At 42.6% G+C, this 22,105-nt stretch carries 28 protein-coding genes and 2 tRNA genes; 17 read left to right on the top strand and 13 right to left on the bottom strand.

Annotation, left to right across the window (positions count from 1 at the left end):
• Positions 1 to 283: 283 nt before the first annotated feature.
• Complete coding sequence (locus H6G05_RS02555; protein ID WP_094532186.1) at positions 284 to 505, bottom strand: Calvin cycle protein CP12; 222 nt, start codon at positions 503 to 505, stop codon at positions 284 to 286.
• A 94-nt stretch (positions 506 to 599) separates the two neighbouring features.
• Positions 600 to 1,496, bottom strand: coding sequence for a 4-hydroxybenzoate solanesyltransferase (locus H6G05_RS02550; RefSeq protein ID WP_190576034.1), 897 nt, complete (start codon positions 1,494 to 1,496; stop codon positions 600 to 602).
• Between the two features lie 5 nt (positions 1,497 to 1,501).
• Between H6G05_RS02550 and H6G05_RS02545 the strand changes: the two genes are divergently transcribed.
• From H6G05_RS02545 to H6G05_RS02535, 3 genes are all read left to right on the top strand, one after another.
• Positions 1,502 to 1,684 carry a hypothetical protein gene (locus H6G05_RS02545; RefSeq protein ID WP_190576033.1) on the top strand — a complete coding sequence of 61 codons (183 nt, stop codon included), beginning with the start codon at positions 1,502 to 1,504 and terminating at the stop codon, positions 1,682 to 1,684.
• A gap of 146 nt (positions 1,685 to 1,830) precedes the next feature.
• Positions 1,831 to 2,319, top strand: a complete 489-nt coding sequence (locus tag H6G05_RS02540; RefSeq protein WP_190576031.1) for a hypothetical protein — start codon at positions 1,831 to 1,833, stop codon at positions 2,317 to 2,319.
• Between the two features lie 58 nt (positions 2,320 to 2,377).
• Positions 2,378 to 2,450: transfer RNA gene (locus tag H6G05_RS02535), tRNA-Ala, on the top strand.
• A gap of 36 nt (positions 2,451 to 2,486) precedes the next feature.
• Here the strand turns inward: H6G05_RS02535 and hisC are convergent.
• Both hisC and H6G05_RS02525 read right to left on the bottom strand, forming a co-directional pair.
• A complete protein-coding gene (hisC, locus tag H6G05_RS02530) occupies positions 2,487 to 3,578 on the bottom strand; it encodes a histidinol-phosphate transaminase (RefSeq protein WP_322096315.1) in 1,092 nt (363 codons plus the stop codon).
• A 110-nt stretch (positions 3,579 to 3,688) separates the two neighbouring features.
• Positions 3,689 to 4,615: a LysR family transcriptional regulator gene (locus tag H6G05_RS02525; protein WP_190576029.1), complete on the bottom strand. Its 927-nt coding sequence runs from the start codon at positions 4,613 to 4,615 to the stop codon at positions 3,689 to 3,691.
• Positions 4,616 to 4,634: 19 nt separating this feature from the next.
• On the opposite strand from H6G05_RS02525, the gene H6G05_RS02520 reads away from it, so the two are divergent.
• The 6 genes from H6G05_RS02520 (at position 4,635) to H6G05_RS02495 (ending at position 8,800) form a co-directional block, all read left to right on the top strand.
• Positions 4,635 to 5,750 carry a hypothetical protein gene (locus H6G05_RS02520; RefSeq protein ID WP_190576027.1) on the top strand — a complete coding sequence of 372 codons (1,116 nt, stop codon included), beginning with the start codon at positions 4,635 to 4,637 and terminating at the stop codon, positions 5,748 to 5,750.
• A 314-nt stretch (positions 5,751 to 6,064) separates the two neighbouring features.
• The gene (locus H6G05_RS02515) at positions 6,065 to 6,559 is read left to right on the top strand and encodes a 2Fe-2S iron-sulfur cluster-binding protein (protein ID WP_190576025.1); all 495 of its coding nucleotides are present in this window, start codon (positions 6,065 to 6,067) and stop codon (positions 6,557 to 6,559) included.
• A gap of 139 nt (positions 6,560 to 6,698) precedes the next feature.
• Complete coding sequence (locus H6G05_RS02510; protein ID WP_190576023.1) at positions 6,699 to 7,379, top strand: V4R domain-containing protein; 681 nt, start codon at positions 6,699 to 6,701, stop codon at positions 7,377 to 7,379.
• The gene (locus H6G05_RS02505) at positions 7,376 to 7,654 is read left to right on the top strand and encodes a hypothetical protein (RefSeq protein ID WP_190576022.1); all 279 of its coding nucleotides are present in this window, start codon (positions 7,376 to 7,378) and stop codon (positions 7,652 to 7,654) included. The genes H6G05_RS02510 and H6G05_RS02505 overlap by 4 nt, the downstream gene beginning before the upstream one ends.
• Positions 7,655 to 7,669: 15 nt before the next feature.
• On the top strand, positions 7,670 to 8,131 hold the full coding sequence (locus H6G05_RS02500) for a globin family protein (RefSeq protein ID WP_242025190.1): 462 nt from the start codon (positions 7,670 to 7,672) through the stop codon (positions 8,129 to 8,131).
• Positions 8,132 to 8,143: 12 nt separating this feature from the next.
• Positions 8,144 to 8,800: a 4-vinyl reductase gene (locus tag H6G05_RS02495; RefSeq protein ID WP_190576020.1), complete on the top strand. Its 657-nt coding sequence runs from the start codon at positions 8,144 to 8,146 to the stop codon at positions 8,798 to 8,800.
• 43 nt (positions 8,801 to 8,843) lie between these two features.
• Here H6G05_RS02495 and H6G05_RS02490 read toward each other — a convergent pair whose 3' ends face one another.
• The 4 genes from H6G05_RS02490 to H6G05_RS02480 form a co-directional block, all read right to left on the bottom strand.
• Positions 8,844 to 9,326, bottom strand: a complete 483-nt coding sequence (locus tag H6G05_RS02490) for a PAM68 family protein (RefSeq protein ID WP_190576018.1) — start codon at positions 9,324 to 9,326, stop codon at positions 8,844 to 8,846.
• Between the two features lie 78 nt (positions 9,327 to 9,404).
• Entirely contained in the window at positions 9,405 to 9,674 is a 270-nt protein-coding gene (rpsO, locus tag H6G05_RS02485; RefSeq protein ID WP_094532188.1) for a 30S ribosomal protein S15, read from the bottom strand.
• A 359-nt stretch (positions 9,675 to 10,033) separates the two neighbouring features.
• Positions 10,034 to 10,159 (bottom strand): hypothetical protein, encoded by a 126-nt coding sequence (locus tag H6G05_RS25540; protein ID WP_094532164.1) that lies wholly within the window; start codon positions 10,157 to 10,159, stop codon positions 10,034 to 10,036.
• 284 nt (positions 10,160 to 10,443) lie between these two features.
• On the bottom strand, positions 10,444 to 11,076 hold the full coding sequence (locus H6G05_RS02480) for a LuxR C-terminal-related transcriptional regulator (RefSeq protein ID WP_322096314.1): 633 nt from the start codon (positions 11,074 to 11,076) through the stop codon (positions 10,444 to 10,446).
• 585 nt (positions 11,077 to 11,661) lie between these two features.
• Between H6G05_RS02480 and H6G05_RS02475 the strand changes: the two genes are divergently transcribed.
• The 3 genes from H6G05_RS02475 to H6G05_RS02465 are packed head-to-tail and all read left to right on the top strand — an operon-like array spanning position 11,662 to position 13,008.
• The gene (locus tag H6G05_RS02475; protein WP_190576016.1) at positions 11,662 to 12,081 is read left to right on the top strand and encodes a hypothetical protein; all 420 of its coding nucleotides are present in this window, start codon (positions 11,662 to 11,664) and stop codon (positions 12,079 to 12,081) included.
• The gene (locus H6G05_RS02470; protein ID WP_190576015.1) at positions 12,062 to 12,424 is read left to right on the top strand and encodes a YtxH domain-containing protein; all 363 of its coding nucleotides are present in this window, start codon (positions 12,062 to 12,064) and stop codon (positions 12,422 to 12,424) included. Before H6G05_RS02475 ends, H6G05_RS02470 begins: the two co-directional genes overlap by 20 nt.
• A gap of 44 nt (positions 12,425 to 12,468) precedes the next feature.
• Positions 12,469 to 13,008 (top strand): AI-2E family transporter, encoded by a 540-nt coding sequence (locus tag H6G05_RS02465; RefSeq protein ID WP_190576014.1) that lies wholly within the window; start codon positions 12,469 to 12,471, stop codon positions 13,006 to 13,008.
• A 34-nt stretch (positions 13,009 to 13,042) separates the two neighbouring features.
• Here H6G05_RS02465 and H6G05_RS02460 read toward each other — a convergent pair whose 3' ends face one another.
• Positions 13,043 to 13,597, bottom strand: coding sequence for a Fur family transcriptional regulator (locus H6G05_RS02460; protein WP_322096313.1), 555 nt, complete (start codon positions 13,595 to 13,597; stop codon positions 13,043 to 13,045).
• Between the two features lie 134 nt (positions 13,598 to 13,731).
• Here H6G05_RS02460 and H6G05_RS02455 point away from each other — a divergent pair, with 134 nt between their 5' ends.
• Both H6G05_RS02455 and H6G05_RS02450 read left to right on the top strand, forming a co-directional pair.
• Positions 13,732 to 14,304: a peroxiredoxin gene (locus H6G05_RS02455; RefSeq protein ID WP_190576013.1), complete on the top strand. Its 573-nt coding sequence runs from the start codon at positions 13,732 to 13,734 to the stop codon at positions 14,302 to 14,304.
• Between the two features lie 70 nt (positions 14,305 to 14,374).
• Positions 14,375 to 15,379 carry an NAD(P)/FAD-dependent oxidoreductase gene (locus H6G05_RS02450; protein WP_190576012.1) on the top strand — a complete coding sequence of 335 codons (1,005 nt, stop codon included), beginning with the start codon at positions 14,375 to 14,377 and terminating at the stop codon, positions 15,377 to 15,379.
• Between the two features lie 186 nt (positions 15,380 to 15,565).
• On the opposite strand, the gene upp is transcribed toward H6G05_RS02450, so the two are convergent.
• The 3 genes from upp to H6G05_RS02435 all read right to left on the bottom strand — a co-directional run bounded on the left by upp (position 15,566) and on the right by H6G05_RS02435 (position 18,105).
• Complete coding sequence (gene upp, locus H6G05_RS02445; protein ID WP_190576010.1) at positions 15,566 to 16,219, bottom strand: uracil phosphoribosyltransferase; 654 nt, start codon at positions 16,217 to 16,219, stop codon at positions 15,566 to 15,568.
• A gap of 240 nt (positions 16,220 to 16,459) precedes the next feature.
• Positions 16,460 to 17,026 carry a hypothetical protein gene (locus tag H6G05_RS02440; RefSeq protein ID WP_190576009.1) on the bottom strand — a complete coding sequence of 189 codons (567 nt, stop codon included), beginning with the start codon at positions 17,024 to 17,026 and terminating at the stop codon, positions 16,460 to 16,462.
• Positions 17,023 to 18,105, bottom strand: coding sequence for a sensor histidine kinase (locus H6G05_RS02435; RefSeq protein WP_190576007.1), 1,083 nt, complete (start codon positions 18,103 to 18,105; stop codon positions 17,023 to 17,025). The genes H6G05_RS02440 and H6G05_RS02435 overlap by 4 nt, the downstream gene beginning before the upstream one ends.
• A 430-nt stretch (positions 18,106 to 18,535) precedes the next feature.
• Between H6G05_RS02435 and H6G05_RS02430 the strand changes: the two genes are divergently transcribed.
• A complete protein-coding gene (locus H6G05_RS02430) occupies positions 18,536 to 18,847 on the top strand; it encodes a hypothetical protein (protein WP_190576006.1) in 312 nt (103 codons plus the stop codon).
• Between the two features lie 228 nt (positions 18,848 to 19,075).
• Here H6G05_RS02430 and glyA read toward each other — a convergent pair whose 3' ends face one another.
• Entirely contained in the window at positions 19,076 to 20,374 is a 1,299-nt protein-coding gene (glyA, locus tag H6G05_RS02425; RefSeq protein WP_190576004.1) for a serine hydroxymethyltransferase, read from the bottom strand.
• Positions 20,375 to 20,638: 264 nt separating this feature from the next.
• Here glyA and H6G05_RS02420 point away from each other — a divergent pair, with 264 nt between their 5' ends.
• Positions 20,639 to 21,736, top strand: a complete 1,098-nt coding sequence (locus tag H6G05_RS02420) for a WD40 repeat domain-containing protein (RefSeq protein WP_190576002.1) — start codon at positions 20,639 to 20,641, stop codon at positions 21,734 to 21,736.
• A gap of 109 nt (positions 21,737 to 21,845) precedes the next feature.
• Positions 21,846 to 21,932 (top strand) — tRNA-Ser (locus H6G05_RS02415).
• The last annotated feature ends 173 nt before the right edge of the window (positions 21,933 to 22,105 follow it).

The raw sequence follows: 22,105 nt of genomic DNA, 5'->3' as shown, positions 1-22,105 counted from the left end.
CTTAAACTAAGTTAAGGCTCTGCGATTAAATAAATAACTTGATTTTTAGTGACGGGGCTTCACCATGTTACTAAAAATCGGTTCTTTCTTTAATCATGCGTCCCTTACTCTAAATGTAACTGACAATCTTGTAAATTTGCGAGCTTAGAGACAAATTTTAGCGTTTCATATCAAATACAGAAAAGGGAGCGCTTTACGCCCCCTTTTCTGTGTAAAAAACAAAAACCTTTGCCCCAAGAGCAGCGTGGGGCAAAGGTTTTTGTTTTTTTTAAGTTTTTAGCTATTAATCTTCGTAAAGGCGACACTCAGCGGCATCAGGATTATCGTCACAATAAACTTCGAGGGAATTTTTACCCTTTGATTGCTTTTGATGTGACGACTCAGCTTGGAGTTCTTCAACTGCATCCCATGCAGCTGCACATTCTTTGGAACCAGTACCGCTAACTTCGCAGGTCTCTCTGGCTTGTTGTACTTCTTCTAGGATTTTCTCTTTAATATTGCTCATGTATTTTTTCTACTATCTATAACTTAGATACTAACAGACTGAGGCTAGCTAGACATCATGCGTCAGGAGTATGAGACTGGGTAGTTAAGCTCTCTTAACCGATGCTTAAAGCTGAAGGCAGCATTCCCGCAAGGATAATAAAGCCGATCCAGACATTTTGACCAAAGGCTTTTTGATATAACTCGCTAGGAATTTCAGTTTGGCTCAGTCTATTACATTGCCATATCCATATTACTCCTGCCGTCAAGCAAGCAAAGTAGTGTGCGTAACCAAGTTGGATCTCCCAACCTAACCAAATCAAGCATCCAAGGGCGATCGCTAAAAATATGGCGATCGCAAATGTTACATATCTTCCAAAAAAGAGGGCGCTAGACTTAACCCCAACCTTAAGATCATCTGTGCGATCGCTCATGGCATAAATTGTGTCAAAGCCCATTGTCCAAGCGATTACGGCTGTCCATAGCTCCCAAGCATAACGATCAAGCCCACCAGTAACTGCACTCCAAGGGATTAGTACCGCAAAACCCCAAGCGATCGATAAAACTAGTTGGGGTACTGGGAAAAAGCGCTTGCAAGCAGGATAAATGGCGATCACAGGTACGGCAGCAAAGCACAGCCCAAAGCTTAGAGGATTGAGATAGGTTGATAGTAAAAAAGCACATAGTCCCGCAACTAGTAAAACTGCAATTCCCACTTGGATTGACAGAGAGCGTTCGGCTAGAGGACGAGTTTTAGTGCGATCAACTTGTGGATCAATATCGCGATCCCAGAGATCATTAATCACACAGCCTGCGGCACTGGTTGCTAAACTGCCAAGAATCACTACACCCAATAAATCAAGGGGTGGTAATTGGTGTTGGGTTTTGGCTGCTGCTACTGTTGCCCACAGTGCAGGCAACATCAAAATTAATCTTCCTGCGGGTTTGTGCCAACGCAAAAGACGCACGATCTTTTGAAATGTTGATTCGTTGTTAGTGAGGCTCGTGGTCATAGTGAATGCATGTCAAGTCTTTGGGATTAACTATAGCAATTTCTCTCGATCAGGATGAAGGCGCAATGCGCCTTCATCCTGATCGAGAGTTGAGAAGTAAGCCTAATAGCTATAGCCACCAAGAGAGGATTGCGGCGCAAAGCGCCGCAATCCTCTCTTGGTTTTTAGGGCTTGACTTGACTGACTAAAGTTATAAAACACAAAATGGCTATGCCATTTTGTGTTTTGGGATTAGGCAAAGTAGCTGATTACAAAGGTTTTCAGTATCGTTACAGTAATATCTGGGCTACGAGCATCTCTGCACTTGCAAATTGCAAAAGTATGAGGTTTTGAGATGCGTTTAATTAAATCTATTTTCCAAAAATCCTTTACGCTTCTTCTGCTGAGCTTGTCTCTGGCTATATATGCTGAGAGTAATGGGAACAAGGCGATCGCCGAGAATTTAACTACTGGCTTAACCGATGAGCTAATTAATGACAAAACCTGTGAAGGTACTGGGGGAATTCTTGCCTATGCAGAAACTAAAGACTTTGGGCTATATGTTTGTGCGGATATTCGAGATATTTCTCAACCTCGGTATTATCGCAGTGTCAATAAAAATGGTACTAATGGGGTAAGAGTTACTGCAAAAACTTACAATCCGAACCAAGGAAATTATTTTGAATTTCATAATGGTGATTATGTGTATATGATCCAGATCCCATCTGAAAATATTAAAAATCCTGTACTAATGGTTGAGTTTCCCGATGGTTCAGGATATGAGCAGAAGATTACTCGCTTTTTAATGAACGGTGAAGTGCGATCGCCAATATCTAACAAATAAAAAAGGCGGCGCAACGCGCCGCCTTTTTTATCAAATATGCTAGTATATATAGCCTGTTGGGGAATTAGCTCAGTTGGTAGAGTGCTGCGATCGCACCGCAGAGGTCAGGGGTTCGAGCCTCCTATTCTCCATTTTTATAGATGACAGCTAATTGTGCTTACTATCACTTAACCAATTAACGTCAATTGATCAATTAGAGCTTGATTTTGTTCATCTGTACCAACAGTAATTCGTAGCTTATCAGCTAGCCCTGCTTGATTAAAATAGCGGACTAAAATGCCAGATTCTTTGAGCTTTAAATAAATCTCTTCAGCATTACCCTTTGGGGTAGTTGCAAGTACAAAATTACCGTGTGACTCTAGCACTGTATAGTCAAGGTTTTTGAGAGCTAAAGTAAGTTTAGTCCGTGATATTTTGACTTTTTCAGCATTTGCTGTTTTATATTCTTGATCGCGCATCGCCGCCGTACCCACAGCGATCGCCACTGCATCAATGTTATAGCTATCCTTAACCTTAAATAGCCCCGACAAAAGCTTGGGATTAGCGATACCAAAACCCAAGCGCAAGCCTGCGAGAGAATAACCTTTGGATAAAGTGCGTAACACAATCACATTGTCAAATTCCTGTACCAAGGGCAAAGCCGAGTATTCTGCAAAATCGGCATATGCCTCATCGATCGCCACAATCCCTGAAACTCTTTTTGCCAATTGACGTAAATCATCAAGCGGTACGATATGTCCTGAAGGACTATTGGGTGAAGCAATAAAAGTTACAGCACCATTGGCGGCAACAAGTTCATCAATGGGCAACTGAAAATTTTCACCATAGGGGATTTCTACCGTCTCTGATGGTTGCATTGCTGCGAGAGTGCGATAAAGCACATAGGTAGGCATTGGGTAAACTACTTTGCGATCGCCACTTTCCGCACAAGCTCTGATCAAAATATTTAAAACATCATCACTGCCATTGCCCACGATTACCCAATCCTTAGGCACACCCAGAGCATCACTTACCGCCTGACAAAACTCATGGGCAAAAGGGTCAGGATAGCGCCGCAAAGAATCACCATCAATATTTTGCAAAGCCGCGATCGCATTAGGCGATGGAGGATAGGGATTCTCGTTAGTATTGAGTTTAATAACTTTGAGACCCGACTTAGGTTGTTCCCCAGGAACATAGCCAGTCATTGCGTCAATAGCGGGGCGGAAGTAGCTCATGGTGACAGTTAGAAAGTAAGAAGTAAAAAGTGCATATTTCAAAAAGCTGATTATTCCGCGAAGCATAGCGATTCGCTTCTTGGAATATATGCGGGCTACTATTGTAACGCGATCGCTTTCAATCAAAAGATGGTGCTAAGGGCCCTCTTTTGTTAAGGTTTATCTCGAAAAAATGGTAATACCTCATTACAAAAAGCCTCTGTTGCCTTAGAGCGATAACGATTAGGATTACGAATTTGTAACAACATCCGCTTGATGACCACCCCATCAATCCGTACCTGCTGTAAGGCTCCCATTTGCAGCTCCTTTTCGATCGCTGTTACCGACAAAAATGCGGCTCCTAAACCTGCCTGTACTGCATTTTTTATCGCCTCAATCGAATTTAGCTCCATCGCGATCGTCAACTGTCGTGGATCAACCCCACTATCTAACAGCACCCGATCAATTGCTTTACGAATAGTTGATTGTGAATCAAGGGTAATAAATTGCAACTTATACAACTCTTCAATCGGCAATGAACCTACCTGAGCTAGAGGATGAGAAGTTGGTAGAATTAGCGCTAGTTCATCTTCGGCATAAGGTGTAATCTCTAAAGAGTCTAGTAAATCCGCTGGAATTTCACCGCCAATAATCGCCAAATCCACTTGTCCATTGGCAACACTCCAAGCCGTTCGCCTTGTAGAATGGACATGGAGTTGAACCGAGACTTCTGGATATTTCTTGCGAAATAAGCCGATCATCTGTGGCATTAGGTAAGTTCCAGTAGTTTGACTAGCACCTATAATTAGAGTCCCACCATTTAAATTTTGTAAATCATCAATGGCGCGACAAGTTTCTTGGCAAAGGCTTAAAATGCGATCGCCATAGGAAAGTAATAACTGCCCTGCCTCTGTCAACTGTGCTCTTCTGCCTCCGCGATCAAACAATGGCACATCTAGCTGTCGCTCTAGGTGCTGGACTTGCAAACTAACGGCGGGTTGGGACACATAAAGACTATCGGCGGCGCGTTTGAAGCTACCCTCAGCAGCGATCGCCTTGAGAATGCGTAATTGGTCTAGGGTGAACGGTATGTCGATCATAGAAGCAGCGTGAGAAAAGATGAGTCGGGAGGTTATTCAAGATTTTTTGCATTCAGTAGGTATTGTGGGGGTTGCCCTCACAAACCGCCGTATGCGTCCTTATTTTTTCGGATTGGATGCCGTATTAGATCGGACAAAGCAAGCCTTAGGTCAAGGAGTACTGCAAGTTGTTGAGAATGTACCAGAGGGATTTGAATCCTTTGAGTTTCACTTTGCTGGTCATGTTGTTTTTATCTACAAGTTAACGCATGGGCTAGTACTACTGGTACTTACCGATAGCGACCTCAAATTGGCTGACTATAGGCACAGTATTACCAAAATCAAATATTTGATTGAAACAGATACATACAACACAGTCGCACACTTTAAGCTCTTATTAGGTTCGGTGACTCAGCATTCTTTACCTAGCTCAGATTGGAAAGCCAGTGGACCTAATGCAACTACTCATGCGACTGGGCAAAAGTCAACCACAAAACAGAGCTCTAGTAATCCTGTTGCCCATCCTAATTCAGAGGAAATTGCATCTACGACATCCCCTAGCTCAGCCAACTCCAGAAATCAAGCTGACAAACCACCAAATGCTATTTCTAGTACAAAAGCAAGTACGACTGCAAGCAATATCAATTTAAGAGCTAGCTCAACTGCAAGCAATGCAGTACGGACTCAATCAAATACAAATAAGTCTCAAACACCTCCTGCATCTGCTGCTACATCTTCTATCTCCACACCTACGAATAGGGAAGTAGCTAACAATAACCCAACAAAAGTTACTGATAGTCCTACTAAGCCAGTATCAGCGAAAACTGACCCGCAAGAGTATAAGTTAGATGAACTTTTATCTGCTTTAAATAAGCTAAGTCACTTTACAACCCAATATTTAGGTAAAGTCGTAGTTACAAATTATTGGAAATCTAGTCGCCCTGCTTCATCTTGGTTAGCCGAATTTGAAGTTGATCGCAGTGGGCAAATATCCTATCCAAAACAAGTAGCGATCGCCTGTACCCCAGAGCAAATTCAACAAATTCAAGCATGGGTATCTGCGTATATAAAGCGTTGCAAACAAGTAATTCGTAATTTCGATCAAATGCTAGAACAAGACTGTCTGAGCGATCGCGAGAGACAAATCTTACCCTAGGGATTTTGCTGTATAGCGATCGCCATCTGTATCAGGAAAAATCTAAACCCAAATAGTGTGAGGCGGCGCGAAGCGCCGCCTCACACTATTTGGGTTTTATGTCCTAACAAGAATAGCGACAGCTGTGAATAAAAAACAGATTTTTGATAGCGTGGCTTCGCCGCGCTATCAAAAATATAAATTACTTACCCTAATGGGAAGCTTTGCTTCTCACTAAAGTAGGCAATTTGGCGGGAACTACTCTATGCATACACCTTAAATGAGCTAAACTGATCTTTAATATTAAGGGGAACAATTGTAGAGGCAAGCTAATAATGGCTAAGCGTGTAAGGATTGAGCCTATTGCCCAAGTAGCAGATATTGCAACGAATGGTGCATTACTGTCTGGCTTAATGGGAGACGAGCTAAGTATTTTAAAAGAATGTGGTGGTCGTGGCATGTGTGCGACCTGCCATGTTTACATCCAAGATGGCATGTCTTCGCTTAGCCCTATGGGTAAACGAGAGCAGCGCACCTTAGAGGTTATTACCACTTGCAAACCCAACTCTAGACTTGCTTGTCAAGCCAAAGTTATGGGCGAAGGTGTTGTAGTCGAGCTGCCTGTAGGTATGTATGTTCAATCTATCCAAGATATCGAAGCTTTAATTGGGCGACGATGTGAAAAAGCGCTTCTTAGCCCGATTACTGGTCAGACATTAGTCGAAGTTGGACAACTAATTACAAGATCGGTTGTTCGTCAACTAGAAAATACCAATTTCAGTGTTGGTGAACAATTGGCAAATACAAAAAGAGCCGATGTCTTTGAGTAGAAAATTAGAGAATCTTAGATTACTAGATTCAATAGCTGGATTAAAGCCGAAAGCTATTTTTTGAATCTGTTGATTATCAGGTACGTATTCTCAAGACTAGCTTTGAATTCAATAATTTTTTGGATAGGAGTATTTACTTATGACTGTTGCTGTAGATCGTCCAAATAGCGCAACCAGAGCGAAAAGAAAAAATAATCACTATAGTCTGCAAGATTTTTTTCAACCTGATCTTGAGAAAGGAATCATCGAAGACTGGAATGGGTCAAGAAATATACTTACCAGTGAAGACTTTATCATTGGGCTACAGGAAGGATTGGAAGATGAAGTGGGAGAAGCTTCGGCTGCTGTCATGTATTCGATTGGTTGCGAATGGGGGTTGCAAGATGCATTGTTTTTTACAAAATGGTTTGAACGTGATTTTGGTCGGAGTATTCGTCAAACTAATTTGCCTTTCTTGCTAGAAACTTGGTGGTGGCCCTTTACATCACAGGGATGGGGTCGCTGGCAGGTAGATATGAGCGATCGCAAACAAGGCTTTATGTTCATTAGTGTGTTTGACTCGGCTGTGGCTCGTAGCCTTGGTGATGTTGGCAAACCTGTTTGTCACTTGTATGCAGGGTTATTCTCAGGATTCTTTACGCACCTAGTTAATAAAGAGCTGGAATGTATTGAGATTCAATGCTATTCGATGGGTGAAAACTACTGTAAATTCCTGCTCGGCGGCAAAAATCGCATTGATGCAGCTTCTTTCTGGCTGAATGAAGGGGCGACAACTCGTGACATCGAAGGACGTTTGCGAAATGGAGAGTTCCTGAAATGAGTAGCTCAGATTGGCAGTTACAGCCATTACGCAGTTTTTGGCAAAGTGTAAATTGGGACAATCGAGCGATCGCCCCTGTATCCAGCAATAACGGTAAAAGCGCTCCAGCGCTAAGCTTTTTAATGTCCGTTAGAGAGTATTTTCGGGCGATTTCTTGGACAGGGATTCCTGAGATTGCTTCTACATCAGTGGAAGTTAAGCCTATTAGTCCCCCTATTGATGAAAGTAATGAAACCCTTGAAGACTTTCTTGATGATATTTCTAAATTCTTCTAAAGCGATATAAGAACTATGATGATGCCGAAGATTCAAGAACTAATTAACCAAGCCCAAGATCGCTATCTTGCGACCGATGAGCTAGGACTAATGGAAAGTTACATTAGTTCATTGCCTGAGCGCCTAAAGCTGTATAAACTAATTCGCGATCGTGAAATTGACCTTTTGCAAGCTGTCGCTGACCAAGTCCCTGCCGAGTTACCAAATGTAACTGATGCAGATTTGGAAACTGGGATTAAAAATTTAATCCTCGTGTTGCGCTACAGCTCAATGGCGATGCTACTCAATGATGAAAATTTTTTAAAGCAAAGATTGCTTAATTGGTTGGAAGGGATCATGTCTATGCGTGATATGCGCCGCCTCAATGAAACTCTCTACAAATTACTAAACCAAGGATTGCGCCAACAGTTTAGCCCTCCGCAACTTGCTCTGATCCAGCCTTTGATTACTGCTGCACAAGTTACACTCATCTACTAGAGACAAACCACTATGATTTCTGTCGCCGATCTCATCAAGGAAAATCGCATCCCATCTAACTTTTTTGACTATAACTCCTACGTCAAAGGGGATCTAGAAATTGGGCTGCTAGAAAATCGACGTGGCGATCGCTTAATCGCAGTTCCAGAAACATTAATCTCGTCACTTTATGCAGGGCTAGCCAAAGAAACTGGTCAAGCATCAAGATTAGTTCTGTTTAATTGTGGTAAGTGGTGGGGGAAAAACTTCTATACCCGCTTTACCGAGTCGCTTGAAGAATATTATTCACAGTCACTTGCCGAAATGGATATGATTACCTTCATTCAAAGTTTAAAGGAATGTTGGCAAACCCATGGCTGGGGCAAATTTGAATTCGACCCTCAATATCAAGCCCAAGGTTTTATTCTAATTAAAACCTACAACTCTCCATATGTGAGACCTATCACTGGCAACACATTACCGACAGGCTATTTAGAGGCGGGGATTCTCACTTCATTCTTCACACGCTTAACAGGTCGTGAATTATTGGCAGTCCAAACAACCTGCGAGTCGTTAGGTGCTACTGGCAACACCTATATCATTGGCTTACCCGAAAGACTCCAAATTGTTGAATCATTTCTTGCCGAGGGTTTAACCCACGAGACTATTTTGCAGCGAGTACTTAAATAAAAAATAGACTCGCACAGCGAGTCTATTTTTTATTTATTTTGTTTTATTTTTTATTAGCTTTAACTATTTGTTTCTGAGCTTTCCAAGCTTCAGATAAGTAGCCAAAATTTTTCTTGAATTCTTCGCTGCCCCACCAGCTACCAACCCGTCCTTCATCCCAAGACGCAGAGATAGCTCCGTAGCTGAGTCCCACAACTCCAATTCCTAGAAACAACATACTGAGTAAAACAACTGCTGAAGTTGGTAAATCCACTATGTGTCTGCTCACAAGAAAGTAACTAACAATAAACGTTGTTAGCCCCAAGCCTGTGGGAATACCACAGAACAGAGCAGCGCGTCGAATTATGCGACGATTAACCTCATCAGGTATGCCTAGAGAATTACCACGTTTGACATTTGATGAGGGTGTGACACTAGTTTTTTTCGCAACTACAGGAGGAGTAGGTTGAGGCTTCTTAGCCTCTTTTACTTTCTTATTGCGATTATTTGGCTCAAAAGGAATACGTTCTGTGGTCGGTTTACTCACTGTTGCTCCTTAACTCTAGCTTCTTCTTTTCACTTTTTGATAGTGCGAAGCAAGTTGCTCCTAGACTTTCTTTACAGTCTAGCCTCTTACACCTAGACTTTGGATTAGCTGTTTGTAATGAGCGCGATCTTGACTACGAACATAGGCGAGTAAGCGCTTACGTTGACCAATGATCTTGAGCAAACTACGGCGAGATGAGAAATCTTTAGGATGTAGCTTGAGATGGGTGGTCAACTGGGTGACACGCTCGGTTAACAATGCAACTTGAACATCTGAGGAGCCAGTGTCTGTAGGGTGCTTTTGATATTCGGAGAAGATTTCTAGTTTGCGTTCTTGCAAAAGTGCCATGATAAAAACTTTAAACGTGTTTTGAGGTGTACGTGACATAAACCCGACACTAAATGCCAAATTGTTGAATTTAGGCTTTACCGTGCGAGCTTCCCAACCTCACGATTGGGCATTCCTAGTTGTTTCCATTGCTGGAATTTCGCCACTTATCTAAAAAATTAAATACTTATGAATACTTAGTTTTTAGACAGCCCGACTGCCTAGGCGGTTTCCGTTTCTCAGTAGTCTCTGAGTACATTGTATGGCGATCGCCACATTTTCTGAAGGTGTTAGCTTTTAGACAGTCTAGCCTAACATATTGACCGCATATTTTTATACACAAACAAAAAATAAGGCGGCGCGATGCGCCACCTTATTTTTTAATGAGCCGAGCCATTGCCATGATATTTATCGGTGTCGTAAAAGCCATTACGAGTTCCGAAGAACAAACAACTAACTGTAAACAAGATGGTCAAGATCGGCAGAATTACTTTGAGATCGAGCATGTTTTAATGGGTTTGGATAAAATAACGCTGATGTATATATTTTAGTCACAAAAAAAGCTTAAGAAAGTAACCTGAAAGGGCTTTCTTAATATTTAATGCCAAAACATAAAACGGCAACATAAAACGGCGCAACCATTTTTTGTTTTTAAAACCGCGATTCAGATTGATGGGTAATTCATAAAAGTGTGATTATAGTGTGATTACACTTTTGTGAATTGGTATAAGGCTTATTTTGAGAAAAAGGCAATGTTTCACATTGCCTTTTTCTCAGTTTTGTCTCAGGTTTAATTGCTGCTGCCATCGGTGTTGTCAGTACTATCACCACCACTAGGACGATAACTTTGCTCAAAGGCGTAGCGCACAATCTGTGAACGGTTTTCCAGATTCAGCTTAGTCATAATGCTGCTGAGGTGAGTCTGCACAGTCCTTGGACTGATTTGTAGGCGTTTGCCGATTTCTTTATTGGTAAAGCCTTGGACAACTTGCCAAAAAACTCGCTCTTCGGAAGGGGTGAGCGTAGTGCGAGAAACAGGAGCCGTAGGCTGCTGAAATAGGCGCATATGCTCAGTAGTAGGGCGATGGGGTTCGCGTTTGTGAGGCGAGAAGAAATCTATATCTGTTTTGCCGATGGTCATGCGATCGCCACTTTTTAACAAAATGGGAAAGGTGATCCTTTGTCCACGCATGAAGGAACCATTACGGCTGCCAAAATCTACTAGGTAGAAGCTACCAGACTCGTTGTTAGTATTACGAGTCTTGGACTCTCCTTTCATAGAGGATTCAAAGCCATCATTTTTTGACGCTCCCACGATTTGCAATGTGGCGTGGTAGCGTGAAACCCATTTATCTGTAAGTACAATTGAGTTGTCGTAACCCCTGCCAATTGTCCAGAAATCTGCGTTTATAAGCGGAATCATTTGCTGCCCCTCATCTGCATGAACGATCAGGTAGGGGTGTGGGTGTAGAAGTGTCACTGAACTATTAGACAACTTTGTTGTGTGCATCTCAATCAATTGCCAATATAACTTATTTATATATTGTGAGACGAGTTTAATAAATTTTGAGTTCCTTTTTTGGATTCATGACTTTTGCTGACATATTCTGTCACGATGTTTTTTGCATAAATTTTTTGTCATTAATTTGCCATTAATACCAATAGCTATAGCCACCTGTATCAGGATAAATCAAAACCCAAGAAGTGAGTGGCGGCGCGAAGCGCCGCCTCACACTATTTGGGGTTTATGTCCTAACAAGAATGGCGACAGCTATAAAACCCAAGAAGCGAGTGGCAGTGCTTCCCGCCACCACTCGCTTCTTGGGTTTTGGCTTGTCCTAATGCAAATGACTACAGCTATATTTAAGATCAGGAATGAATTAGGATTGTCATAACGGTGAAAACTTTTATCAATGTTTAAGTGTGAACTTGAGAAAAATGGAGCATGTGTTACTTTTCTCTCGACATTACAAATCTTAAAAATTCTATGATTCCTTACTAAAAAACAATGATTTGGATCGCGATCGCCATACAGTTAATACTTAGTGCAGGGCTGCTGTGGGCTTCATGGCAAGTCTGGCTACTTCGCAATGCGCTCGAAGCAACAGTAAAAACCGTAGATGGATGGACAGAAGCTTGTGAAAATGGCTTACAGGGATCTACCCCTGGTATTGAAGTTACTCGTGGCGGTGTGGGTTCAGCACGAAGGCAATATCAAATATTGCAAAGCCAATTAGAGAAAATTCGTAAATTGCTGTCTGTACTTGTACGTGGTGTATCCTTTTTAGGGAGTCGCTGGCAACAGTCGCGGAAAAGCGCATCGAAAGGTGTGTCAAACACTCTAAATAAACCAACCGCCAATTCAAATAAAAAGTCGTCAGGCAGCAAGTCGTCAGGGAGCAAGCATAATGTCAAACGGCGCAGGTAAGTTTTTCGGTGGATTAATGGTAGGTACGGCGATCGGTGCAGCAGTAGGTATTCTGTTCGCGCCACGATCTGGCAAAGAAACTCGTCAAGTTTTGAAGCGATCGGCTCAAGATCTACCCCAACTAGCCGAAGAATTAGGTTCTAATGTACAGTATCAAGCTGATCGCTTTACTGAGCAAGCGCAACGTACTATTGATGAAGCACTAGTCCGCTTACAGGAGGCGATCGCTACAGGACAAGAGGCTAGTCGTAAGCTCCAAGAGGAATTATCACTCACAATGGGTGGTTCTTCAGCAGGTAATTCACTCATTGAAGATGAAAGCTCTATTGTCGATGAAGAATAAGTCTCTAAAAAAGTCTTTGAAAGAGTAAGTACATATAGGAAATTATGTCAGAAGCGATCTTTCTGCTAGGTTTGTCATTTTTATTGGTGGTCGTTTGCCTGACGATTCTGTTGCTTACGGCAATACCTACTTTTCAGGAGTTAGCAAAAGCCGCCAATAGCATTATTCGGTTGGCTGACACTTTGACGCGGGAGTTGCCTGCAACACTCGAAGCCATCCGTATGACTGGTCTGGAGTTAAGTGAGCTAAGTGATGAACTCAACCAAGGAGCAAAAAATGCTGGTGAGGCGGTTAAGCAAGTAAATGATGGAATTAAAGGAGTACGTCAAGGTGCTTCTAATGCGACCATCGCTACCAAAAGTGCATTTGCTGGCTTTAAAGCTGGCTTGAAATCCCTTGGTCGTCCCCGACGCAATAAGCGATCGCCTTCAGATTTGTATCAAGAAAATTTACGCTCTGGTAATTTACCGTCTGGAGAGTTAGATGAAAGTGAAGATGACCTACCTAACCAGGAAAGGCTAGTTACGCCTGATGAAATGCGATCTGAGGGTTTTATGGGAGATTTGACACCAGAAGAAGATTAAAAAAGGATTGAGGGTAACTCCTCAATCCTTTTTTTTAGCTTTGGCAGCGATCGCAAACACCACTGACAGTGACTTCATAGCTATTGACTTTTAACCCTGTGCGGATTTGCTTAAAACCTAATCCTTCAAAGGCATTCCAAGCAATGTCCTCGATTTCACCACAACAGCTACAACGAAAGTGGTGATGAGGCTCCACATTGGCATCATAACGACAAACCCCCTGCTCTAGTAATACCTCACGCACCAATCCCGCATCACGTAAGGTCTGAAGCGAAAGATAAACTGTTGCTTGAGAAGAAGTAGGTGCATTTTGATTGAGATCACTCAAAATTTGCTCTGCGGTTGGATGATCTTGGCGATCGAGTAAGTTTGCATAAACAGCAAAACGCTGGGGCGTAACCCGCAACCCTTTAGATTTTAAGATTTGGACAACCCGATCCGCTTGTTTCTGCATATAAACTTCCTCCTGATTCTCTCCGAATTTTCTGATCAAGTCCTTATGGGCTTGATTTGCAGCTTTGAAAATTTGGAGATCGGCTTTTAAAAATTTCTTTAAGCAACGAGTCTGCTTAATTACTTGGATTGTCACTATATCATTTCTATCTAAGAACTACAAATTTATTAAACTTTTTATAAGTATTAAGTAGTTATGGCTATTGACTAATTTGTAAATAAGAATTATTCTTAGATTTGTTCAGATAAGTATCAAATCCAGAGAAAAATATGGCAGCTATCGAAACCGTACCAAACGTTGTTTTTAAAACTCGTGTACGCGATGAGTCCGTAGAAGGACCTAACCCTTATCGTTGGGAAGACAAAACTACTCAAGATCTATTTGCTGGTAAGAAAGTTGTAGTTTTCTCCCTACCTGGTGCATTCACTCCTACCTGTTCATCTAATCACTTGCCTCGTTATGAAGAACTTTACGAAGAGTTCAAGGGATTAGGTGTTGATGCAGTTATCTGTGTATCTGTTAACGATGCTTTCGTTATGTTCAAATGGGGCAAAGAAATCGGTGCTAAGAATGTATTCTTGTTGCCCGATGGTGCTGGCGAATTTACTCGCAAGATGGGAATGCTAGTTGACAAGTCTAATATTGGCTTTGGACTTCGCTCTTGGCGCTATTCGATGTTGGTTAATGATAGCAAGATCGAAAAAATCTTTGTAGAACCTGGTTTCTCTGATAACTGTCCTACCGATCCTTTTGAAGTTTCTGATGCTGACACTATGTTGGCTTACCTCAAAGGTGCTGAGTCTACAGGTGTATCTGCACCACGTTTAGCATTTGTTGGCTAATTTTTAAGAATAGCTATTCTCAATGATGCGAGAATAGCTATTCTTGCGTACTTAACCTAATGGGGTGGCTATGAAACTTTCTAGCAAAAATCTAAATGAGCGCCTTGATACGCTCTATGATGCGATCGTTGTGGGCGGCGGTATGGGTGGACTGTCAGCGGCGATTTATTTAGCTCGCTATGGACTCAAGTGCCTAGTTATCGAAAAAGGTAAAGGGCGATCGCTATGGATGCAAGACTTGCGTAACTATGTCGGACTTGACCCACACACCCCAGGTCGAGATATTTTAAATCATGGAACGAAAACATCCTTAGACTGGGGAGCCGATCATTTACGTGGCTATGTAGAAGAAGTAACCGACGAAGGCGAAACTTTTGCGGTGAAAGTAAAAGTCGGTAAGACTAATAGTATTTATCCTATATTTCGCAGTAAGTATGTGATTGCCGCTTCGGGAATCATAGACAATTTGCCTCAATTGGAAGACATGCAGAATGTCTATGATTATGCAGGCTATACACTACATGTCTGTATGATTTGTGATGGCTATGATATGTGGGATCAAAAAGCGGTTCTGATTGCAAATACAGAAGGGCAAATTGGTGCTGCCTTTGTATTGAACTGGTTTACTCCTTATATTTCTGTTTTGACTCATGGCTTATGTGAAGTGAGCGACAAGACCAAACAGAAGTTAGCCGAGCATGGCTATCCATTGTATGAAGCTCCGATCGCTAAATTTCACGGAGAAAATCACAAACTGAGTGGCGTGGAACTAACCGATGGCACAATTGTAGAAGCGACTACTGGTTTAGTTGGTATGGGTTCGACCTACTTTAATCACTACCTCAAGGGTATCGAAGGTTTGGAATGGGATGGTCAGAATCTGGTCACTAATGATATGTGTAAGACTAGCCACGATCGCATTTTTGCCCTAGGTGATTTAAAGAAGGGGTTGAATCAGGTATCGATCGCAGTTGCTGATGGAACTTTAGCTGCAACCCAAATCTGGAGAAATATTCGTCGAGCTAGTTCACCACGTAAATGGGAAGAGAATATCAAAGTTTCAGTTTCAGTTTAACTAAAAGACCTCGCTATGCGAGGTCTTTTAGTTTTTATAGCTGTCGCCAGTCTTGTTAGGATACAAACCCAAGAAGTGAGTGGCGGCGCGAAGCGCCGCCACTCACTTCTTGGGTTTTGATTTGTACTAAAACAAATGGCGACAGCTATAAAACACAAAATGGCGTAGCCATTTTATGAATTGTTATTACTCGGTTCCAAAGGAGCGATCGCCAGCATCTCCTAATCCAGGAACAATCCATCCCTTCTCATTCACAACTTCATCAATACAACCTGAATAAATTTGTACGTCAGGAAATTGTTGATTGATCAGTTGCAAAGCTGGAGGAGCGCAGAGAGCATTAATAATCCGAATAAAGGAAGCATCAGCTCCTCTCTCTGTTAACATTTTCAGGGTAGTAATAATCGAGCCACCTGTAGCCATCATCGGCTCGACGATGAGAATACGGGTCTGTGGTTCAAATCTCTCTGGCAAACGATTGAGATAACAACTAGCCTCAAGGGTTTCTTCATTCCGCACTAAACCAAGATGATAGATATTTGCGGTGGGCAATAGGTTTTGGCAACCTTCGAGCATGGATAACCCTGCTCGTAAAATTGGCACAATCGCTAAAGGAATGGAACCATCGATCAACTGTCCTGATGCAGTTGCTAAGGGGGTTTCTACATTTACTTCTTGTACAGGTAAAAATTCACGGACTGCCTCATAGGTTAGCCATTTACCCATCTCAATCATCGCTGTCCGAAATAGGGGAACTGGAGTATGTTTCTCCCGTGCGATCGTGAGCCAATGCCGAATAATGGGATGGGGAGGAACATATACACGCAGTTGGGAAGCCATTGATTTGCTCTAGTAAAACTACTACAGAAGGTACGTAGTCCTGTCTGTACTAACATCCTACAGCCCTTTGGATACCACAACACAAGGTAAGCCTAGCAATTCTCATTATGAAACCAATTTTGGGATTTCCAGCGCCTAAGGCGCTGGAAATCCCAAAATTGGTTTTTTGAAAGCCCGCCAACGGCGGGCTTTCAAAAAACCAATTTTTATAATGAGAATTGCTGAGGTAAGCCGCATTTTCTAGCTAGTTGAATCGTAAATTTGATCTTGTTGATTTTCTTCAATATCAGGCGGAGGATCAATCTCTGGAGTCAAGGCTTTAACGTGAGGTAGTGATGCACCTGCTAAACCTTTAGCAATGCGGGCTGGTGAATAGTCAAGCGTGACAAAGAGAGGATAATGATATTCACCGCGATCGCTAATAATACTACGATGCTTCCAAGGTAATAACCAGTAATATTCTTCACCAAGTGCTACTTCCACTTGTCGCCAACGTTTTAATAGAGCTGAGTAGTCTTCATTAGGACGATGGATAAATACAAATATTTCTTGACCAGTTTTAACTTTCCAGTCAGGATCACACATGATCAAAGCAAGATCGCATTCTAGCTGTACATGACTTTGCGTCAAGTTGGGGCTAGTAAGCTGGACGACGGGGAATGGAATGGAAATTAAGCTATCGCTGGGACGGCGCAAGCTAGGAATTAGCTCAAAATAAGGACGATATTCACGTAAGAGGGCGATCGCTTCGAGTGGGTTACTGCAATGACTGAGGAGCGTATCATAATGAAGTTGAAGGGTGCTCATGACGTAATGGTTGGCAAATGCACAAAGAATGTGGAACCTTGTTGAGAGTCTAGGTTAGGAGATTTGACTAAGATTTTGCCATTATGGGCATTGATAATATAGTGCGATAGATATAAACCTAAGCCACTACCTTGTTTTTGATGGTTGCCTTGGCGGAACCTTTGGAACAAAAATGGTTGCTCATCTGATGAAATCCCTGCACCCGTATCTGCGATCGCAATAATCGCCTCGGATTCCTCTAATTTTAAGCTAACATGGACGCTACCAGATTCGGTAAATTTAAGGGCATTACCAATCAAATTATTAAATACGCGCAGTAGTTCTAGACGATCGCCTTTAACCGTGGCAATATCATCAAGATCAGCCGTAAGTTCTAAATTTTTAGAAATAGCGATCGGCTTCAGTTCTTGCACCACTTGATTAAGCAATTCTTTCAAGTCTAACGGTTGCAAATTAATTGTCTTACTACCCGATTCATAACGGTAGACATCTAAAAGCTTATTGACCATCTCCAGCAAATTATGATTGCTGCGCCCCATGATGGTTAATGCTTCACGAATTTCTGGCGATATCTCTCCCAATACCCCATCTTGCAGCAGTCCCAACATCCGATCCGCCGCCACTAGGGGTGTTCTTAGATCATGGGTTAGGCGTGATACAAAATCCTGTCTCTGGCGATCAATGCGATCGCGCTCCGCAATACTATGTTTTAAACGTAACAGCGATCGCACCCTTGCCAACAGTTCATCAGCCTCAATAGGTTTACGAATAAATTCATCTGCACCGAGATCTAAGCCTTTGACCGCATTAGCGCGATCGTAAGCGGTAATTAGCAAAATCGGAATAAAGGGCAGATCCTTCATGGCTCTGATACGGCGTGTAACCTCATAGCCATCCATCAGGGGCATCATTACATCCAGCAAAACCAAGTCTGGTGGCTCTGACTCAATAATCTTCAAAGCGTCATGACCATTTGATGATGTGATGATCTCGTATCCCTCATCTTCGAGAATTGTGCGAACAAGAAATAGGTTGTCTGGCACATCATCAACAATTAGTAAACGGTCAGGAGATTTCATTCAAACGCTCAGGCAAAACAGAGTATCCATAATAGATGTTGTCACGAAACCGCAATCAATGCAGTCATCCTGATGATAGAAATATGGTCATCTTCACCCTATAAAATTTAGAATTAGTGCAAAGTGTCATTAATAATTTGTGAGTTTTAGGTAGCGCTTAGGGTTTGATAATTTAATAAGGAACACGATTTTTGATGGCGTGGCGAAGCCGCACCATCAAAAATCGTGTTCCTTATTCTACGGCGAAGCGCTTATTATGTAGCTACCGTCGATAGTGTTAGTACAAAATCAAAATCCAAGAAGAGAATGGCGGCGCGAAGCGCCGCCATTCTCTTCTTGGATTTTATGTCCTTATACACTTAGCGACAGCTATAAAATCAAAATAGAATCAAAGTTCTAGCGTGTAAGCAAAATTACCATCTAAGTAAATATGCGTCATCATCTCCTGTTGTCTCTCAGTACCATTGTCCTAGCTAGTAGCAGCATCTCGATTGCATGGGCTGAGGAGAGTCCACCCGTCAACCAAGAGAAGTATGAATATCCCCAAGAGGTGAGCAAAACTTTTATGAAAGGTTGTGGATTTACGAATAGTAAAGAGTTCTGTACTTGTAGTTTAGACAAACTGCGATCGCAATATACCTTTGCAGAATTCCTCAAAATTGATACAGCCGCCAGAGAAACAAAGCAAGTACCTCAAGAAGTAATCAATATTTTTCAATCTTGCCGAAATGGTAAAACCTAAGATAGGCAGTGCTATTCACTGCCTATCTTAGGTTTTACCATTCACAATTAGTCCAGAACTATCTCAGAGGAAGCAAAGCTTTGCGAGGTGCATTTTTTCGCTCTCAACCATTGGAAGTGCGCTTGGAAGCTTTGCCGAACCTATGTAACTTTAAAGAGAAAGGGTCGCTAAGCGACCCCTTCTTGGTTTAAAAAACACAAAATGGCGTAGCCATTTTGTGTTTTGGTACTAGACTGCTAGCGCAGGTTCTTTAGAGCTAATTGTCGGATACTCAAGTTCAGGATATAGAGGGAAGCGATCGCATAGAGCTTGAACTCTAGCAATACAATCAGCTTGGACAGCATCACTATCTGGGCTTAGTAGGCGATCGGCGATAATGTTGGCGATTTCGCGGAAGTCAACTTCCTTCAATCCGCGAGAAGTCATCGCAGGAGAACCCAGACGTAAACCACTGGTCACAAATGGAGATTCAGGATCGAATGGAACTGTATTTTTGTTGGCAGTGATATTGATACCACTTACTAATAGGTCAGCAACCTTGCCAGTCATACCGATAGAGCGTAAATCGACCAGCAACAAATGGTTGTCAGTACCATTAGAAACTAACTTCAAACCACGTTCTTGCAATTGAGCAGCAAGGGCTTGAGAATTGGCAATTACTTGTCCGCAATAGGTTTTGAACTCAGGACGCAATGCTTCACCAAAGGCAACAGCTTTAGCGGCGATCACATGTTCGAGGGGGCCACCTTGAGAACCTGGAAAAACTGATTTATCAAATTTCTTGCCGAGGGCAGCATCACGAGTCATGATCAAACCACCGCGAGGGCCACGTAGAGTTTTGTGAGTAGTGGTGGTGACGACATCACAGTAGGGGATGGGGTTAGGATGATGTCCAGAGGCAACTAATCCCGCAATGTGCGCGATATCTGCCATCAAGTATGCGCCCACTTCATCAGCGATCGCTCTAAATTTAACAAAATCAATAATCCTTGGATATGCCGAGTAACCGCAAATAATTAATTTGGGCTTATGTTGCAAAGCAAGATCACGAATTAAATCAAAATCTAACTGCTCAGTTTCCTTATTTAAGCCGTAATGGACTTTGTTAAACCACATACCTGATACGTTCACAGGGGAGCCGTGGGTCAAGTGTCCGCCATGGGACAAGTCCATACCCAAGAAGGTATCTCCTGGTTTGAGGAGGGTTAGAAAAACTGCAAAGTTTGCCTGTGCGCCAGAGTGGGGTTGGACATTGGCATGGGCTGCGCCGAACAATTCTTTGATGCGCTCAATGGCGATCGATTCGATCTCGTCTACAAATTCACAACCACCGTAATAGCGCTTGTTAGGCAGTCCTTCAGCATATTTGTTGGTCAATACTGATCCCTGCGCTGCCATAACCGCAAGGGATGTAAAATTTTCGCTGGCAATGAGTTCGATATTATTGCGCTGTCTTTCGATTTCTTTGCCGATAAAGCCTGCGACAAGGGGATCGGATGCGGCGAGGATGGGAAACAAGTTGGTCATTTTGCTAAGCTTCTGTGCTGATTGTCTGAAATTAATTTGATCTAAATTTACCAATCCACAAAAGTGTGACGACACTTTTGTGGATTAAAAATCAAACCCAATAAGGGTTTTAGAAATATAAAACGGCTACGCCGTTTTATATTTTGGTATAAAGCGGTGCTGGGTTAGCAGGAACGAAAACACCCATAAAATTATGCTAACACGCGGAGATAGGTAGCGCTTTGCACTAGGCTAAAATCCATATGCAGACAAAAAACAATCACTATGCCCAAGCCGAAGACTACTCTAATCCTTAACCCCAAACCCCAATCGCAAATTACTCTCAGTGAATATATCACCGCGATCGCATGGTCACCCAATAGTAAATATCTCGCCGCCGCTACCGCCGCAGGAGAGCTAGCTCTATTTGATGAAGCAAAGGCGGGTAACAATCTCCAGCAAAAACTGATTGAATTACAAGCACCAACAGAAATTTCGGTAGATTGTCTGGGATTCTCGGCGGATGGGCAATGGCTAGCATCGGGGGGACAGGATGGGAAGGTGCGCGTATGGAAGTTAGATGGAGAGCAACCTGCGATCGCCGCAACCCTCGATCTTGGCAAAACATGGATCGAGTATCTCGTCTGGCATCCCACTCGTCCCGAATTTGCCTTTAGCTTCGGCAAATATGTGCAGATTTGGAGCGCGGAGACTCTGGATATTGTCACGACTTTGCATTTTGAGCAGTCAACGGTTTTGGCGATCGCATGGCATCCAAGTGGCGAGTTTCTTACGGTCGGTGGTGATGGTGGAATTAAAGTCTGGTCAGCAAAAGATTGGTATGAAGATCCAATTCTATTTGAAATGCCAACTGCGACCGCCAAACTAGTTTGGGATCGCGCAGGAGAATATCTGGTGGCAAGTACTCTAGACAATTTGGTGGTGGTGATGCAATGGCTAGGTTCTGACTTTGACGCTTCACCTTGGCGGATGCAGGGCTTCCCTGGAAAGATTCGCTCCTTTGATTGGTCTGCGAGCAAAACTTCGCCGCTATTGTCTTCCTCTAGCGGTTCGGATGTAGTTGTGTGGGAAAAACATGCTGACCTGAATGTGGGTTGGGAAGGTGAAGTGATTAAAGGGCACAACAGCACTGTGGGTTTTGTTGCTTTCAAGCCTAAATCAGAAATTCTGGTTTCTGCCGATGAGAATGGCAGGATTGCAATTTGGAAAGATGCGAAGGATTGGGTACAGGCTTTAGAAACGCCAATGGGTGAGATTACGGCTTTGCAATGGCAACCATTAGGCAAAAAGTTAGCCGCCGCTAATGCTGATGGAGAGATAATGCTCTGGACTGAATCTTCACAGGGCAGAGGGTTTCGATAAGTAAAAGGCATCACGAAGTGATGCCTTTTACTTTCTTGGTTTTAAAGCACACATACCGTGATATCATAACAATTGCTTTGCTTAGCCTAAGAACCTACAAGACATATTTGGAGAGGTGGCAGAGTGGTTGAATGCGTCTGACTCGAAATCAGATTTAGGGTCACACCTAACGGGAGTTCGAATCTCCCCCTCTCCGTAAAAGCTAAAAAGCGCTTGATGCCTAGAATCAAGCGCTTTTTGGTATATAAAACCAAGAAATAGCTGTGCGCGACTTCGCCGCGCACAGCTATTTCTTGGTTTGGAAAAGAGTAACAAAAGTTTGTTGTCGCCGTTTTGACTTTTGTCGTTACCAAAATTGCAACTGAGCAA

The organism is Phormidium tenue FACHB-1050 (assembly GCF_014696925.1).
Taxonomy (GTDB): Bacteria; Cyanobacteriota; Cyanobacteriia; order Pseudanabaenales; family Pseudanabaenaceae; genus Pseudanabaena.
Note: the sequence above shows the minus strand (reverse complement) of the source record. Positions and strands in the feature narration are given on the sequence as shown.